Here is a 16,237-nt window from a genome sequence, read left to right as displayed (position 1 = left end):
TTTTTTATATGGAGATATTATAATGTATGAATGACAAGAGGTGATATTTTTGTATAGAAAAGGCAATAAATGGACGAAACAGAAAAAAAGAATTGTTATTGTCACTGTTATCCTTGTTTTATTTTCTGTGGTAACATTGGTGACAAGTCGTTCGGCTTCAGGAATAGAAATTATATTTAAAGATACTATAGCTAATCTGGAGTATTATATCATTAAAGCTCCTATTCAATATGTAACTGGTCTGTTTGAAGAATATAATGATTTAAAAGATGTTTATGAAGAAAATGCGAAATTAAAGGAACAGTTAGATAATCTAGCTCGAGAAAGTGCTATGAATGAGGTTCTTACTAATGAATTAAATGATTTAAAAGAAATCATGGATATTGAATATTTACCAACTGAATATCAAGTGAAATATACGAATGTTATTGCTAGGGATGCACAAAACTGGAATAATCAGGTAACCATTAATCTTGGTAAGATTTCTGGGGTACAGGAAGGAATGGCCGTTATAAATGCCCAGGGAATGATTGGAACGATTACTAATGTGAGTGAAATTTCTGCGACAGTTTCATTATTATCAAGTGAAACTGCCAAATCTCAATTGCCAGTCATGATTATAAGTGGCGAAGATGAATACTATGGATTATTGAATCGTTATGATATTAATACACATAAATATTCTATTACTTTATTAAGTGATGTTGAAAAAATTGAAAAAAATGCGAAAGTTGTAACGAGTGGCTTAGGTGGTGTTGGAAAAAGTCCAAAGGGCATTTTAGTGGGTACTGTTGAAAATTATACAAGTGGTGATGATGCCACAGAATCAGTTTGTGATGTAACGCCAAGTGTTGATTTTAATGAATTAAATGATGTAGCTGTAGTACAAAGGGTGAATACGCAATGAGAAAACGTGTTCAGGATAGTTATCTGGTCAAATGCTTTTTAGTGGTGTTCCTTTGTTTTGTTGTCGATAGTACAATTCATTATTTTTTGCCCTATAATTTTACGAAAACAAGTATAACAATTACACCATGTCTTGGTTTAATGATGTTTGCTTTGCTTGTTAGAACCATTGAAGCAGGAGCAGAACGTTACTTTTTTGCAACTCTATGCAGTGTTTATTATTCTATTGTTTATGCTAACTCTTTAGCCATATATATCCTTATTTATTGTTTAATCGCCTTTGTTCGTTCTTATCTTTTTAAATTAGACACTTTAAATATCATTGAATCAATCATATTTTGTATTTTGACAATATTCGCTCAAGAATGTATTGTATATTGGTTGATGTGGATTACCAACATGACAAGATATCCAATGGTTTCATTTGTTGTGATGCAATTGTTACCAACGTTATTGTTTAATGGAATCTTATCTATTGGGGTTTACTGGATTTACAATAAAGTGAAAATTGAGGTGGAATAATGAATATTGAAGTCAAAGGAATTAATGGCAGACTTATTATGAAAGTACAGGAAAACTGTTCTTTTGATCAGTTTTTAGAAGATTTAGATCAGCTTTTGGATCAACCTCTATTTATACAGGAGGGTTATTATCCAAGAGCTTTTTTTGATTTTGGTTGTCGAGAAGTGTCTAATGATGAGTTAGGACAATTATTGATGTTGTTAAATCAAAAAGAGCGAATCTTATTTGATGGAATGACACTTTTACAACAACCTCATCGTGTTCAAATCAGAAAAGAACAGTTGCATAATGGTGAAGAAATGGTAATTGATTATGAAACATTATTTTTAGGTATCGTGAATACAGGGAGCTATGTTTATTGTTATCAGGATGTTTATTTTTTAAATACAGTCAAAGGAACAATTGTCGCAATGAATGAAGATGTCAAAATATATGGTCATGATTTCCAAAAAGCACAAATTATAATAAATCAACAGTGCTTACATGATTTGACAACTTCTGCACTCACAAGCATCTATTATAAAGATAATCAGATTATTTTGGCTAAGGAGGAAAAATATGTGTCGAACAATTGTGATTACGTCGGGTAAAGGTGGCGTTGGGAAAAGCAGCGTGACTATTAATTTGGGTTATGCTTTGGCTCATACAAATAAAAAAGTCTGTTTAATAGATGCTGATTTTGGATTAAAAAACTTAGATGTTATGCTGGGATTAGAAAATCGTGTCATTTATGATCTTAAAGATGTGATTTCTAATAAATGTTCTCTCCAGCAAATTCTTGTCAAAGATAAACGTATGCCTTCGTTGTATCTCTTACCAGCATGTAAAGCACTATCTTTTGAAAACTTGAATCTTGACTATATGATTAAAGTCGTTGAACAGTTGAAAAAAGATTTTGATTATATTTTGATTGATAGTCCTGCAGGGATTGAAAAAGGATTTCAATATGCCAGTGGTTTATCAAAGGAAGCCATTGTTGTAGTGAATCTAGATATAGTTTCTCTAAGAGATGCTGATCGTGTTGTTGGTTTACTTTTAAAGCAGGGTGTGGATCAGTTACATATGCTTGTCAATAAATATAATGAAACAGATGTTTTCAAAGGACGTTGCCCTTCATTAAAAGAAGCTTATGATATTTTGTCTATTCCTTTAATTGGTATCGTTTTTGATGAACATGATATGATTGAAGCGAATAATAAGGGAATACCAATTTATATGAATAAAAAAGAAAATCTTTATCGTTGTTTTGATCGTATTGTCAAACGTCTGGAAGGACAGGAAGTTCCATTTCAAAAAAATAAACGAAAAGCTTTATTAGAACGTCTTTTTGGATAATATTTTTATAATCTTTTTCATAAGTTAAAATGAGGTGAAAACTTGTGAATGATATTGATGACATCAAAAGACGAATAGAAAAAAGAAAGGCTTGTCGTCACCCTGTATTGACTGACCATCATTTTACCAAAATATATAATGGGATGATTAAGGCAATGGTTGCTTTACTTGTAGGTATTGCGATTTGTGCCTATGTTAAGGTGAGTCCTCATGGTGACTATATAAGAGATTACGTTTTAAATGATTTGCAGTTTTCTCAAGTGACCAAATGGTTTAATCAACACTTCCTATCTTTTCAAAATCAGGATTCATCAATGACTGTTTCTTCAACTGTGAGTTACACGCATGTTAAAGATAATTATTATAAAAGTCAAACAAATGAAGTGTTGAATTTTGCAACAGGGCGTGTGATTTATGTTGGGAAACAAAATCTACTTGGAAACTATGTGACGATTCTTTTGGAAAATAATGTCGAAGTGACTTTTGGAAATATGCAGGATGTTTTTGTAGGCTTATATGATCAAGTTGAAGAAGCTACAATTTTAGGAACATATGACAATCAGGTTATGATTATTTTTACACAAGGTGAACAGGAAATTGATTATTCAACATTTGAAGAACTTATATCTTAAAGTTTCTATTCATCCTCTAACACTCCTTTATTTTGTCTTTGCATGGCTGGGAGGCTATTTGAAATGGTATCTTTCTACACTGGGAATTGTCTGTTTGCATGAAATATGTCATCTTTTGATGGCATATTATTTTCGTTTTCAAATTCAAAAAATTGAAATTTTACCTTTTGGTGCTTATTTGTATTTAGAAGATTTTTATTTTCAGCCCATTTGGAAAGAAATGTGTGTTGTTCTTGCTGGACCATGTAGTCATTTGTTTATTTATGCAGGAATTCAAATGTTAAGTCATGGTGTTTATCAGGACTTTTTATTAACAATGAATATGTTTGTTTTGTGTTTTAATCTTTTACCTATCTATCCTTTGGACGGTGGTAGATTTCTAAGCTTGCTTTTACAAAGTATTATAGATTTAAAGAAAGCATTATTAACAACATTAAAAATATCTATCTTTGTTTATTGTTTACTCTTTCTTTTTTATTTACAGACAAATACACTGATTATTATAGGATATCTGTTTTATCAGCTGGTTTGTTATTATCGGTTTATTTATGTGTATTTAAGAACATATTATGGGATGATTCCTTCTTTTTTAAATAAGTGTCCACCCATTGTTCATCAGCATTTGATTTATCGTAGAGGGTTTCATAATTATTATCTGATGGAAGGAAAAATAAAAGATGAAAAAGAAATGGTTGAGATTCTTTTAAAAAATATAAAAAAATAGGAAAGTATCTTGTTTTTTTTGATGTGTTATGGTATTATACTACGGGTATTAGAAATACACACATTGTGAATTCATGAACCGAGTGCCGATTGGTGGTTTGTGTTAGAAACAATGGAGGAAAAAACGAAAAGGAGGAAGTTACAATGGCAGTAATTTCAATGAAAAAATTATTAGAAGTTGGTGTTCATTTTGGACATCAGACAAAAAGATGGAATCCAAAAATGGCTCCATACATTTTCACAGCAAGAAATGGTATCTATATCATTGATTTAAAGAAATCATCTGATAAAATTGATGAAGCTTATGCAGCTTTAATGGATATCGTTGCGAAAGGTGGAAAAGTTTTATTTGTAGGTACAAAAAAACAGGCTCAAGAAGCTGTTCAAACTGAAGCTGAAAGATCTGGAAGTTTCTATGTGAATTCTCGTTGGTTAGGTGGAACATTAACTAACTTTAAAACAATTCAAAAGAGAATTAGAAGATTAAAAGAATTAGAAAAAATGGAAGAAGATGGAACTTTAGAATTATTTACAAAGAAAGAAGCAGTTCTTCTTATGAAAGAAAAAGCTAAGTTAGAAAAGAACTTAGGTGGTATCAAAGAAATGAGAAGATTACCAAATGCTTTATTTGTTGTTGATCCTAAAGTTGAACACAATGCAGTTGCAGAAGCAAGAATCTTAGGTATTCCTGTGTTTGGTATTGTTGATACAAACTGTGATCCTGATGAAGTGGATTATGTGATCCCAGCTAATGATGATGCTATTAGAGCTGTTAAATTAATTGTTGCTGCTATGGCTGATGCTGTATGTGAAGCAAAAGATGAACCAGTCACAGTTGCTTATGTGAAAGATGAAGATGATAAAGAAGTATCTATGAATGATGCTGTCGCTTCTGTAGAAGAAAATAAACAAAAAGGACCTAGATATAAAAATGCTGGACGTCCTAGAAATAACAAAAATGCTGAAGTAAGCAAACCAGCTGAAGTTAAAGAAGAAAAAACTGAAGCATAATGAATAAGAGGGGAAGCTTATGCTTTCCTTTTTTTATAAAAAATGATGGAGGAGAAAAAAATGGCTATTAGTGCAAAATTAGTAAAAGAATTACGTGAAAAAACTGGTGCTGGAATGATGGATTGTAAAAAGGCACTTGAAGCTTGTGATGGTGATTTAGAGGCTTCTTTTGACTGGTTAAGAGAAAAAGGAATTGCAAAAGCTGCAAAAAAAGCAGATCGTATTGCGGCTGAAGGTTTAACAGCATTTGTCGTAGATGGAAATGCTGCAGCAATTGTTGAAGTGAACTCTGAAACAGATTTCGTTGCTAAAAATGCTGAGTTCCAGGAATTAGTTGCTTTAACAGCAAAAGCAATTGTTAATGCAAAACCTCAAGATGTTGAAGCTGCTTTACAGTTAGATGTTGATGGTAAAGATTTAGGAACTGTTATTGCTGAAAAGAGTGGTAAAATTGGTGAAAAATTAAGCTTAAGAAGATTTGCAGTGATGACAAAAAATGATGATGAAATCTTTGGTGCTTATTCACATATGGGTGGAAAAATGTGTGCTTTAGTAAAAGCTGCTGGTATTGATGAAGTGAAAGCAAAAGACATTGCTATGCAAGTTGCTGCAATTGCTCCTCAATATATTGATAGAACAGCTATTCCTGCTGAAATTTTAGAACACGAAAGAACTGTTTTAAAAGCCCAAGCTATGGAAGAAAATGCTAAGAGTGCAAAACCAAAACCAGAAAATATCATTGAAAAAATGATTGAAGGTCGTTTAAATAAAAACTTAAAAGAAATGTGCTTAGTAGATCAAGCGTTCATTAAAGATTCTGATCAAACAGTAGCTCAATATTTAGGAAACGGAAAAGTTTTAGAAATGGTACGTTTTGAAGTTGGTGAAGGAATGGAAAAACGTGAAGAAAACTTTGCTGAAGAAGTTGCTGCTCAAATGAGAGGATAATTGAAATTTATAGAGAGGACACACTTATTGTGCCCTTTTCTTGTAAAATGGAGGAGAGATCATATGAAGTACAAAAGAGTTTTACTAAAATTAAGTGGTGAAGCATTAGCTGGTGAACAGGGGTTTGGCATTAATCCTGTAGTCGTGGCTGATGTTGCCAGACAAATTAAAGATGCAAAAGATTTAGGTGTTGAAATTGCTATTGTCTGTGGTGGTGGAAACATCTGGCGTGGAAAAACAGGCAGTGACATGGGTATGGAAAGAGCAGCAGCTGACTATATGGGTATGTTAGCGACTGTGATGAACGGTATGGCTTTACAAAATGCATTAGAAGCGATTGGTTTAGATACTCGATTATTATCAGCTATTGATATGAAAGAAGTGGCAGAACCTTATATTAGAAGAAGGGCTGTTCGTCATTTGGAAAAAAATCGTATTGTCATTTTTGGAGCAGGAACAGGAAGTCCATTCTTTACTACTGATACAACAGCGGCTTTACGTGCTGCAGAAATGAATGCAGATGTTATTTTAATGGCTAAAAATGGTGTTGATGGTGTTTATTCTGCTGATCCAAAAGTTGATCCTAATGCTAAAAAATATGATCATATCACTTATTTAGATGTTTTAAATGAAGATTTACATATTATGGACCAGACAGCTATTACATTATGTAAGGATAATGGTATTGATCTTTGTGTATTTAATATGCAGGAAGATGGTAATATTGCTCGTGCATGTAATGGCGAATCTATAGGTACAATTATTTCGAAAGGAGGGAATAAAACATGTTAGATCTTATTTTAGAAGAAACAAAAGAAAAAATGGAAAAATCAATTGAAGCTTTTAAACATGAACTTTCTTCTGTAAGAACAGGTCGTGCAAATCCAACGATGCTTGATAGAGTGAAAGTGAATTATTGGGGTGAAATGACACCTTTAAATCAAACAGCTGGTATTTCTGTTGTTGAAGGACGTCAATTGGTTATTAAGCCTTATGATCGCAACAGTTTAAAAGATATTGAACATGCCATCTATGAAGCTAATCTTGGTTTGACACCTCAAAATGATGGAGAAATCATACGTATCAATGTTCCAGCATTAACAGAGGAAACAAGAAAAGAGTATGTCAAACAAGCAAAAAAATATGCTGAAGAAGCAAAAGTTGCTTTACGTAATATTCGTAGAAGTGCTAATGATGATGTTGAAAAGGCTGAATTAACTGAAGATGAAGTAAAACTTGGTAAAGAAAAAGTTCAAAAATTAACTGATCAATATGTCAAAATCATTGATCAATTAACAAAAGAAAAAGAAAATGATTTAATGACTGTCTAGTTTCTTTTGACTCTTGCATAAAGCAGGAGTTTTTTTGTTGAATATTTTTTGATAAGAGTTCGCATGTTGCTTTCTTTTATGTTATAATACAAAAAGGTTATGAGGTGACAGTATGTTTTTTAAGAAAAAAAGAGAAATAGAATATGATTTAGATATGAACAATATTCCTCAACACATTGCTTTTATAATGGATGGCAATGGTCGCTGGGCTAAAAAAAGAAAGATGCCACGTACGTATGGTCATCATGAAGGAACAAAAACAATACGAACTTTGGCTTTAGAAGCCAATCGTTTAGGTGTAAAAGCAATGACAGTTTATGCTTTTTCTACAGAAAATTTTAAACGAGAAGCAAGTGAAGTGGATTATATTTTTAAATTGCCTAAAGAATTTTTTCAATTATATTTAAAAGAATTGATGGATAATGATGTTTCGATTCGTTATATTGGACATTTGGAAATGGCACCTTTAGAAACAAGACGTATTATTGAAGAAGCTGTATCACAGACATCACGTAATCATGGTTTGATTTTAACTTTTGCTTTTATTTATGGTGGGCGTGATGAGATTGTTGAAGCAACGAAAATCATTTGTGAAGAATATAAACATGGTCAGATTTCATTAGATGATATTAATGAAGATTATTTTGAAAAGCATTTAATGACAAAAGATTTACCACCAGTTGATTTGATGGTAAGAAGCAGTGGAGAAAAACGTCTTTCTAATTTTCTGCTTTGGCAATTGGCTTATGCTGAATTTGTTTTTGATGATACATTATGGCCTGATTTTGATGAAGAAAGGCTACATTATGCAATTGCTGTATATCAAGGTAGAGAAAGAAGATTTGGAGGTGTCGTCAAATGAAAACACGCATTATCACAGGATTGATCCTTTTAGCAGTCATTCTGCCATGTGTTATTCTAGGTGGAATAGCTTTTAAAATTTTACTGGGTATTGTTGCAGGGGTTGCTGTTTTTGAAATGCTTTCTATCTGTAATCGTCCTCGTGCTCATTTTTATCTTTATCCTATTGTTGGATTGTTTGTGTTTTATTCATTATTTTTTGATCAGTCATTGTTGATTTCAAGTGAAATCATGATTTTATACATGATTGTATTGATGGCCTGTAGTATGTTTGATGATGGTATCAATTTTTTGAGATTAAGTTATTATTTTACAGCAGGTGTTTTAATTGGTATGGGATTACATATGCTTTATCAATTGCGTTTAACATATGGCTTTGATTATATTTTAATTCTGGCTTTGGCTACTTTTGGAACGGATACAGGGGCATATTTTACGGGGATGTGTTTAGGAAGACATAAGTTGAATCCTCGTCTTTCTCCTAAAAAAACCATTGAAGGTTCAATTGGTGGAATCATTTTAGGAACTGTTCTTTCTGGAGCTTATGGCGCATATATTCAAATAGATATGCCGTTAGTATGGTTTATTGTCATGTGTTTCATTTTAACAATAACAAGTCAGATAGGAGATTTAACATTTAGTAGTATGAAACGAATATTTGAAGTGAAAGATTTCTCTCAGTTGTTACCAGGACATGGTGGAATCTTGGATCGATTCGATTCGATTTTATTTAATGCAATGGTTTTTGGTATTTTACTTCATTTTATAACAATGGTGGTGGCTTAGTATGAAAAAAATATGTGTTTTAGGAGTAACTGGTTCGATAGGTCAACAGACGGTTGATGTTGTTAGACATCATCGTGATGAATTTGAAATTGTTGCCATGAGTGCTGGGAAAAATATTGATTTGTTAGAAAAAATCATGACTGTTATTCACGCAAAACATATTTGTGTACAAAAACAAGAAGATATGGAATATCTTCAAAGAAAATATAAAGATGTTCATTTCTATTGTGGGCAGGATGGTTTAATTCAAATTGCAACTTTACCACAAATTGATATTGTTTTAAATGCGATTGTAGGGTTTGCTGGATTAGTTCCTACAATGAAAGCTATTCAGGCTCATAAAGATATTGCTTTAGCCAATAAGGAAACATTGGTTGTTGCGGGTCATTTAATCATTCCATTGGTCAAAGAAAACAATGTACAATTATTGCCAGTGGATAGTGAACATTCTGCTATTTTTCAATCTCTTAATGGTGAATATCATGGGGAGATTCGTAAGATTATTTTGACAGCCAGTGGTGGGAGTTTCCGTGATAAATCAAGAAGTGAACTAGAACATGTGAGCGTTGAAGATGCTTTAAAACATCCTAATTGGTCAATGGGAGCAAAAATTACAATTGATAGTGCAACGCTTTTTAATAAAGGGTTAGAAGTGATGGAAGCCAAATGGCTTTTTGATGTTGATTATGATGATATTGAAGTGCTGATTCATCCAGAAAGTATTATTCACTCTATGGTTGAATATCAAGATACTGCCATTATTGCTCAACTGGGGACACCAGATATGCGTTTACCTATTCAATATGCTTTAACGTATCCTCATCGTTTGCCTTTACTTGGTGGTAAACATTTATCTTTAAGTGATATAGGAACACTTCATTTTGAAAAACCAGATTTTCATCGCTTCCATGCTTTAGCTTTAGCCTATGAAGCTGGACGTAAAGGTGGTTCCATGCCATGTGTTTTAAATGGTGCAAATGAACAGGCTAATGCACTGTTTTTATCTAAAAAAATTGCATTTTTAGATATTGAAAAATATGTTGAGGAAACGATGCGAGCACATCATTGGGTTGATCATCCCACTTTAGAACAGCTTATTGAAATTGATCAATGGGCAAGAAATTTTGTACGAGAAAGAGTAGGAGAAATATAGATGCAGACAATCATTACTTTAATAGTATTTTTATTAATATTAGGAACGATTATTATCATTCATGAATTTGGACATTTTATTGCTGCAAAAATATTTGGTGTTTATTGTTCTCATTTTTCCATTGGTTTTGGACCAAAGATATGGTCTAAAAAAGGAAAAGAAACAGAATACGAAATTCGAGCATTACCATTTGGTGGTTTTGTTTCAATGGCAGGTGAAGAACAAAGTGATGATGAAGAATTAAAAGATATTCCTATTGAACGCACTTTAAAAGGAATTAAAACATACCAAAAAGTCATTATCTTTTTAGCTGGTGTTTTCATGAACTTTGTATTGGCTATTGTCGTGACTTTTGGAGTGAATGTAATCAGTGGTCAATTACCTGTTCAAAATGCTCAAATAGGGCAGGTCATAGAGAATTCTCCTGCTCAACAGGCTGGTTTAAAAGCTGGAGATGTGCTTCAAGAATTGACTGTGAATGAAACTGGAGAAGTGATTCTGGTATCCAATTTTGAAGATATTCAATTAACACAAAAAGGATTGAATACAACAGCTGATACCATTCATGTGAAATTGAAGGTTGATCGTCAAGGAAAAACAGAAACTTTACAGGCAACATTAAAGTATGACCAGTCTTCACAAGCTTATAAACTAGGCATTTATCAGGCAACACGTTCTATGAATGTGGCTGAAGCTATTCAGTATACATTTATTTCTATTGGTGAAATGAGTATGGCTATTTTTGCGGCTTTGAGTCAACTGATTACACGCTTTAGTGAAACCGTGACGCAATTATCTGGACCGGTTGGTATTTATCAAGTGACTTCACAAGTGACTGAAACAGGGCAGATCACTTACATTTTAAATTTATTATCTTTGCTTTCTGTCAATGTTGGTATCTTTAATTTATTGCCTATTCCTGCATTGGACGGATGCCAAGTCATTTTTGCGATTGTTGAAAAGATTATTGGACGTGAATTACCAGAAAAAGTAAAGGTTGCTTTGCAGTTATGTGGTTTAGGACTTGTCATGTTGTTAATGATTTTTGTCACGTATCAAGATATTTTAAGAATATTTCAATAAAAGGGATTTCAATCCCTTTTTGATATAGGAGGTTATTTTGATGGATAAAATGCTTATTTTATTGAAGCAACTGCATCTTCAAGATGAAGTGAATGCTTTAAAACATGCGTATATTGAACGTGTAGTTGTACATAAAGATAATTCTTATACATTTTATATTGGTTCTGCGCATATTGTGCCATTAAATGAAATTCGTTTATTATTTTCAGCAAAAAATGAATTTCCTTATCCATGTGAATTTCTTTTTGATTGGGCATCTTCCTATACCCAAAAAGATGTCATCGAATATGCACTTTTTATTTTTGATGGTTTAAAACAACGTTTTCCGCAAATTGACTTTATTAAAGAAGAATTACTTTCTTTTGAAGATAATACCCTTCGTATTGAAGTCGTTAATGAGATACAATTACAACAATTAGAAAAATTATATAAGATTTTTGACAAATATTTTAATAAATTTGGAATGCAGATTGGTTTTCATGCATATATTGATCAAAATAATCAGACATATCAATCTATTCAAGAAGAAATGGATGCTTTAAACGAAGTACAAGTTGATATGAAAACTTTTGAACAGAAAGAAGTGACTGTAAAAAAGGAACATAAACCTAAATATCAGGGTTATAAAAAAGATTATTTTGCGATATCTATTGATGAAATTGATGATACTGTTAAAGAAGTCATGATTCAAGGATATATTTTTAAAGAAGATTCTAAGAAGGTTAAATCAGGGAAGACAATTCAATCTTTGTATGTGACGGATTATACCAATAGTATTGTAGTCAAACGTTTTGAAAACAAGGGTGGAAATAGTATTGAAGAAATGAATAAGGTTAAAAAAGGGGATAAATGGGTTCGTGTCAAAGGAAATGTTGAATACGATGCCTATATGAAAGATACTGTGATTATCGCTCGAGAAGTAGAAGTGATACCTTCGCCTAAAGTTCGTCAAGATCAGGCAGAGAAAAAACGTGTTGAGTTACATGTCCATTCTAAAATGTCAGCGATGGATGGAATTGGCAGTATTTCTGAATATATTGAAAGAGCTGCTTATTGGGGACATCAGGCTATTGCAGTTACAGATCATGGTAATGTTCAGTCTTTCCCTGAAGCGCAAAGTGCCAGTCTTAAACATAAAATCAAAATGATTTATGGTGTAGAAATGTATATGATTGATCCAGCTTTTACTGTTGTTTATAATGAAAGAAAAGCTTCTCTTAAGGATTTGACATTTGTTTCTTTTGACTTGGAAACAACTGGTTTATCTGTTATGGATGATGATATTACCGAGTTTGGTGCTGTCAAGATAAAAAATGGACAGGAAATTGGTCGTATTCAAAGCTTAATTAAACCAAAAAAGCATATTTCACAAAAGATTACACAGTTAACTCATATTACAAATGATGATGTCAAAGATGCCCCAACCATTGAAGAATTCATTCCACAAATTCTTGATTTCTTTCAAGATGATGTCATTGTAGCTCATAATGCGACATTCGATGTAGGTTTTTTAAATGAAATTCTTGTACGTTATGGTTATCCAAAATTAAAAAATCCAGCCATTGATTCATTAACTCTGGCTTGGAAGTTACTTCCTGATTTAAAAGGGTATCGTTTAGGAAATGTTGCAAGGCATTATCGTATTCCATATGATGGTGATGATGCTCACCGTGCTGATTATGATGCTGAAGTTCTGGCAGGTGTTTTCAATATGATGCTACATGATTTAATGCAACAGGGATATTATGATGTGCTGGACATGAATGCAATGGAATGTCCTAATGCCTATAAGATTGTCCGTCCTAAACATATGTGTGTCCTTGCGAAAAATAAAACAGGATTAAAGAATATGTTTAAACTTGTTTCAGAAGCGAACACAACTTATTTTGAAAAAACATCCCGTATTCCTCGTGAACGACTTGAATTTTATCGTGAAGGATTGCTGTTTGGAAGTGGCTGCTATAACTCAGAAATCTTTGATCTGGCTATGACAAGAAGTCTTGATGAATTAAAACAGGCGATGGCATTTTATGATTATATTGAAATTATGCCATTAGATATTTGTCAATATTTTGTGGAACGTGGTCGTATTGATACAAAGGAAGATTTAATTCGTATTTTACGTCGTATTGTAGATACAGCTAAAGACATGGGAAAAATGATTGTAGCGACTGGTGATGTTCATTACCTTGATCAAAAAGATAAAATTTTTAGAGATGTCTTTACTTGTAACCCTAAAATTGGACTGGGAGGAGCTTTGCATCCTTTGACAGATCGTTCTAATCCCACTGCCTGGACACCGGATGAATATTTACGAACAACTGAAGAAATGATGGATAGTCTGTCTTATTTAAGTGAAGATGAAAAATATGAATATGTTGTTGAAAATACAAATAAGATTGCGGATATGATTGATGGAACGTTCCATGTTGTCCATGACAAATTGTTTACACCACATATTGATAATGCAGATGAAAATTTACGTCAACTCTGTTTTGATAATGCTCATAAACAATATGGGGAAGTTTTACCGGATATTGTTGAAAAACGTTTAACAAAAGAATTGGATAATATTATTAAACATGGTTTTGGTGTGATTTATTATATTGCTCATAAACTGGTTAAAAAATCAAATGAAGCAGGATATCTAGTAGGAAGTCGAGGATCGGTAGGATCATCCTTTGTTGCGACAATGGCTAATATATCAGAAGTAAATCCTTTACCTCCACATTATTATTGTCCACATTGTCAATATAATGAGTTTTTACCAGAAGGTTATATTGCTAATGGATATGATTTACCAAATAAAACATGTCCAAAATGCGGACATCCTTTAAAAGGGGATGGACATAATATTCCATTTGAAACATTCTTAGGTTTTAATGCTGATAAAGTCCCAGATATTGATTTAAACTTCTCTGGAGATTATCAACCAACCGCTCATGCTTATACAAAAGAAATTTTTGGAGAAAGTCATGTTTATCGTGCTGGAACGATTTCAACAGTAGCTGAAAAAACGGCATATGGTTATGCTAAAGGATATGCTGAATTAATGGGAAAAGAAAATACGATGCGTCAAGCAGAGTTAGAAAGAATAGCCAAAGGATGTACGGGGGTGAAACGTACAACTGGTCAGCATCCCGGAGGGATTATTGTTATTCCAGAAAATATGGATGTTTTTGATTTTACACCTTATCAATATCCTGCTGATGATTTGAGTGCTGAGTGGAAAACGACACATTTTGACTTCCATGCCATTCATGATAATGTTTTGAAATTTGATATTTTAGGTCATGTTGATCCAACAGTTATAAGAATGTTGCAGGATTTAACGGGTGTTAATCCTAAGGATATTCCAACCAATGATCCTAAGGTCATGAGTTTATTTAATTCTACGGATGCTTTGGGAATTGATTTGAGTTTTTTGAATTGTAAGACAGGTGCTTTAGGATTACCAGAATTCGGAACGAAGTTTGTACGTGGAATGCTTGAACAGACACATCCAACGTCTTTTAGCGATCTTGTCATTTTGTCAGGTCTTTCACATGGAACGGATGTTTATTTGGGAAATGCAGAAACTTTAATTAGTTCTGGAACATGTACTTTAAAAGAAGTTATTGGATGTCGTGATGATATCATGGTCTATTTAATTGAAAAAGGATTACCAAATAAAGATGCCTTTGATATTATGGAATGTGTTCGTAAAGGAAAATCACCAGTTGTCTTTCCAGAAAAGAAATATGAAGAATTAATGCGACAACATGATGTCCCAACGTGGTATATTGAATCATGTAAGAAAATCAAATACATGTTCCCTAAAGCTCATGCTGCAGCTTATGTTTTAAGTGCTGTTCGTGTAGCTTGGTGGAAGCTGTATTATCCTCGAGAGTACTATGCGGTTTATTTTACAACACGTTGCGATGCTTATGATATTGAAACTATGATTCAAGGGCGTGATGCTGTGTATCATAAATATCAAAGTATTTTGAATGACAAACAAAATGGTATCAAGATTTCTAATAAAGAAGAAGCTTTGATTTCTGTTTTTGAAATTGCTTTAGAGATGTTTGAACGTGGTTATCATTTTAGTAATATTTCTTTAGAAAAATCAGATTCACAAAATTTTATTATGGATCCAGATGATGATACTGCTTTGTTACCGCCATTTGTTTCTATTGATGGACTAGGAACATCGGTCGGTGATAGTGTCGTTGAAGCACGTCAACACAATAAGTTTTTATCAAAAGAAGATGTGATGAAACGTACAAAATTAACAAATAATCAAATTGACTTTTTAACAAAGCTGGGAGCTTTTGAAAATATGTCAGAAGAAAATCAGTTATCATTATTTGATTTATGGTAAAAAATAATGATGAAAGCATTGTTTTTTGTGATTGATTATGTTATATTATAAAAGTAATCAGTGATTTACGAGAGGGGGAACCCTCTCGTTTATATTTGTAGACGGAGGATTATATGTTAGAAAAAATAAAACAACTTATTCAACCCATACTTGATGAACATGATGTTTATCTTGATGACATTGAATATGTCAAAGAAAAAAATGAATGGTACTTACGCATTTTTATTGAAAAGAATAGTGGGCATCTAGATATGGATACATGTGTGGCTGTCAGTGAAGCCATTAGTGAGATGTTAGATCAAGAAGATTTGATTGCTGATGAATATTATTTGGAAGTATCTTCTCCCGGTGCTGAAAAACCTTTAAAAACATTACAAAAGGTGCAAGATTCTGTCAGTGAATATGTGTATATTCAATTTAAGAATCCAACATTAGGAATGAATGATGTTTATGGAACAATTCTAAGTGTGGAAGGTACACGTATTGAATTGCAGTATATGGTAAAAAATATAAAGAAAAAATGTATCATTGATTACAATGATATAGCATTTATAAGGTTAGCTGTTCAATTTTAAGGAGGATC

General features: G+C 32.6%; 16 protein-coding genes. All 16 read left to right on the top strand.

Annotated elements, in window-relative coordinates:
* Positions 1–40 precede the first annotated feature (40 nt).
* The 16 genes from mreC to B5E75_RS03800 all read left to right on the top strand — a co-directional run bounded on the left by mreC (position 41) and on the right by B5E75_RS03800 (position 16,229).
* On the top strand, positions 41–907 hold the full coding sequence (mreC, locus tag B5E75_RS03875) for a rod shape-determining protein MreC (RefSeq protein WP_420866385.1): 867 nt from the start codon (positions 41–43) through the stop codon (positions 905–907).
* Entirely contained in the window at positions 904–1,428 is a 525-nt protein-coding gene (locus B5E75_RS03870; protein WP_087357475.1) for a hypothetical protein, read from the top strand. Before mreC ends, B5E75_RS03870 begins: the two co-directional genes overlap by 4 nt.
* Positions 1,428–2,018 carry a hypothetical protein gene (locus tag B5E75_RS03865; protein WP_087357474.1) on the top strand — a complete coding sequence of 197 codons (591 nt, stop codon included), beginning with the start codon at positions 1,428–1,430 and terminating at the stop codon, positions 2,016–2,018. Before B5E75_RS03870 ends, B5E75_RS03865 begins: the two co-directional genes overlap by 1 nt.
* Entirely contained in the window at positions 1,987–2,763 is a 777-nt protein-coding gene (gene minD, locus B5E75_RS03860; RefSeq protein ID WP_087357473.1) for a septum site-determining protein MinD, read from the top strand. Before B5E75_RS03865 ends, minD begins: the two co-directional genes overlap by 32 nt.
* 44 nt (positions 2,764–2,807) lie before the next feature.
* Positions 2,808–3,395 carry a M23 family metallopeptidase gene (locus tag B5E75_RS03855; protein WP_087357472.1) on the top strand — a complete coding sequence of 196 codons (588 nt, stop codon included), beginning with the start codon at positions 2,808–2,810 and terminating at the stop codon, positions 3,393–3,395.
* Complete coding sequence (locus tag B5E75_RS03850) at positions 3,361–4,119, top strand: site-2 protease family protein (protein WP_087357471.1); 759 nt, start codon at positions 3,361–3,363, stop codon at positions 4,117–4,119. Before B5E75_RS03855 ends, B5E75_RS03850 begins: the two co-directional genes overlap by 35 nt.
* A 143-nt stretch (positions 4,120–4,262) precedes the next feature.
* Positions 4,263–5,129 (top strand): 30S ribosomal protein S2, encoded by an 867-nt coding sequence (rpsB, locus tag B5E75_RS03845; protein ID WP_087357470.1) that lies wholly within the window; start codon positions 4,263–4,265, stop codon positions 5,127–5,129.
* 60 nt (positions 5,130–5,189) lie between these two features.
* Positions 5,190–6,077: a translation elongation factor Ts gene (tsf, locus tag B5E75_RS03840; protein WP_087357469.1), complete on the top strand. Its 888-nt coding sequence runs from the start codon at positions 5,190–5,192 to the stop codon at positions 6,075–6,077.
* 63 nt (positions 6,078–6,140) lie between these two features.
* Complete coding sequence (pyrH, locus tag B5E75_RS03835) at positions 6,141–6,869, top strand: UMP kinase (protein ID WP_087357468.1); 729 nt, start codon at positions 6,141–6,143, stop codon at positions 6,867–6,869.
* Positions 6,863–7,408: a ribosome recycling factor gene (gene frr, locus B5E75_RS03830; RefSeq protein ID WP_087357467.1), complete on the top strand. Its 546-nt coding sequence runs from the start codon at positions 6,863–6,865 to the stop codon at positions 7,406–7,408. The genes pyrH and frr overlap by 7 nt, the downstream gene beginning before the upstream one ends.
* Positions 7,409–7,520: 112 nt before the next feature.
* On the top strand, positions 7,521–8,270 hold the full coding sequence (locus B5E75_RS03825) for an isoprenyl transferase (RefSeq protein WP_087357466.1): 750 nt from the start codon (positions 7,521–7,523) through the stop codon (positions 8,268–8,270).
* Positions 8,267–9,055 carry a phosphatidate cytidylyltransferase gene (locus tag B5E75_RS03820; protein WP_087357465.1) on the top strand — a complete coding sequence of 263 codons (789 nt, stop codon included), beginning with the start codon at positions 8,267–8,269 and terminating at the stop codon, positions 9,053–9,055. The genes B5E75_RS03825 and B5E75_RS03820 overlap by 4 nt, the downstream gene beginning before the upstream one ends.
* Position 9,056: 1 nt before the next feature.
* Entirely contained in the window at positions 9,057–10,208 is a 1,152-nt protein-coding gene (locus B5E75_RS03815; RefSeq protein WP_087357464.1) for a 1-deoxy-D-xylulose-5-phosphate reductoisomerase, read from the top strand.
* Positions 10,209–11,291, top strand: coding sequence for an RIP metalloprotease RseP (gene rseP, locus B5E75_RS03810; protein WP_087357463.1), 1,083 nt, complete (start codon positions 10,209–10,211; stop codon positions 11,289–11,291). It begins immediately after the preceding gene.
* Positions 11,292–11,331: 40 nt separating this feature from the next.
* Complete coding sequence (locus tag B5E75_RS03805) at positions 11,332–15,654, top strand: PolC-type DNA polymerase III (protein WP_087357462.1); 4,323 nt, start codon at positions 11,332–11,334, stop codon at positions 15,652–15,654.
* 113 nt (positions 15,655–15,767) lie between these two features.
* Positions 15,768–16,229 carry a ribosome maturation factor RimP gene (locus B5E75_RS03800; RefSeq protein WP_087357461.1) on the top strand — a complete coding sequence of 154 codons (462 nt, stop codon included), beginning with the start codon at positions 15,768–15,770 and terminating at the stop codon, positions 16,227–16,229.
* The last annotated feature ends 8 nt before the right edge of the window (positions 16,230–16,237 follow it).

Origin of the sequence: Massiliimicrobium timonense (assembly GCF_002160865.1) — a bacterium.
Taxonomy (GTDB): Bacteria; Bacillota_I; Bacilli_A; order Erysipelotrichales; family Coprobacillaceae; genus Allocoprobacillus.
The sequence above is the reverse complement of the archived record's forward strand: the minus strand, read 5'-3'. Positions and strand labels throughout refer to the sequence as shown.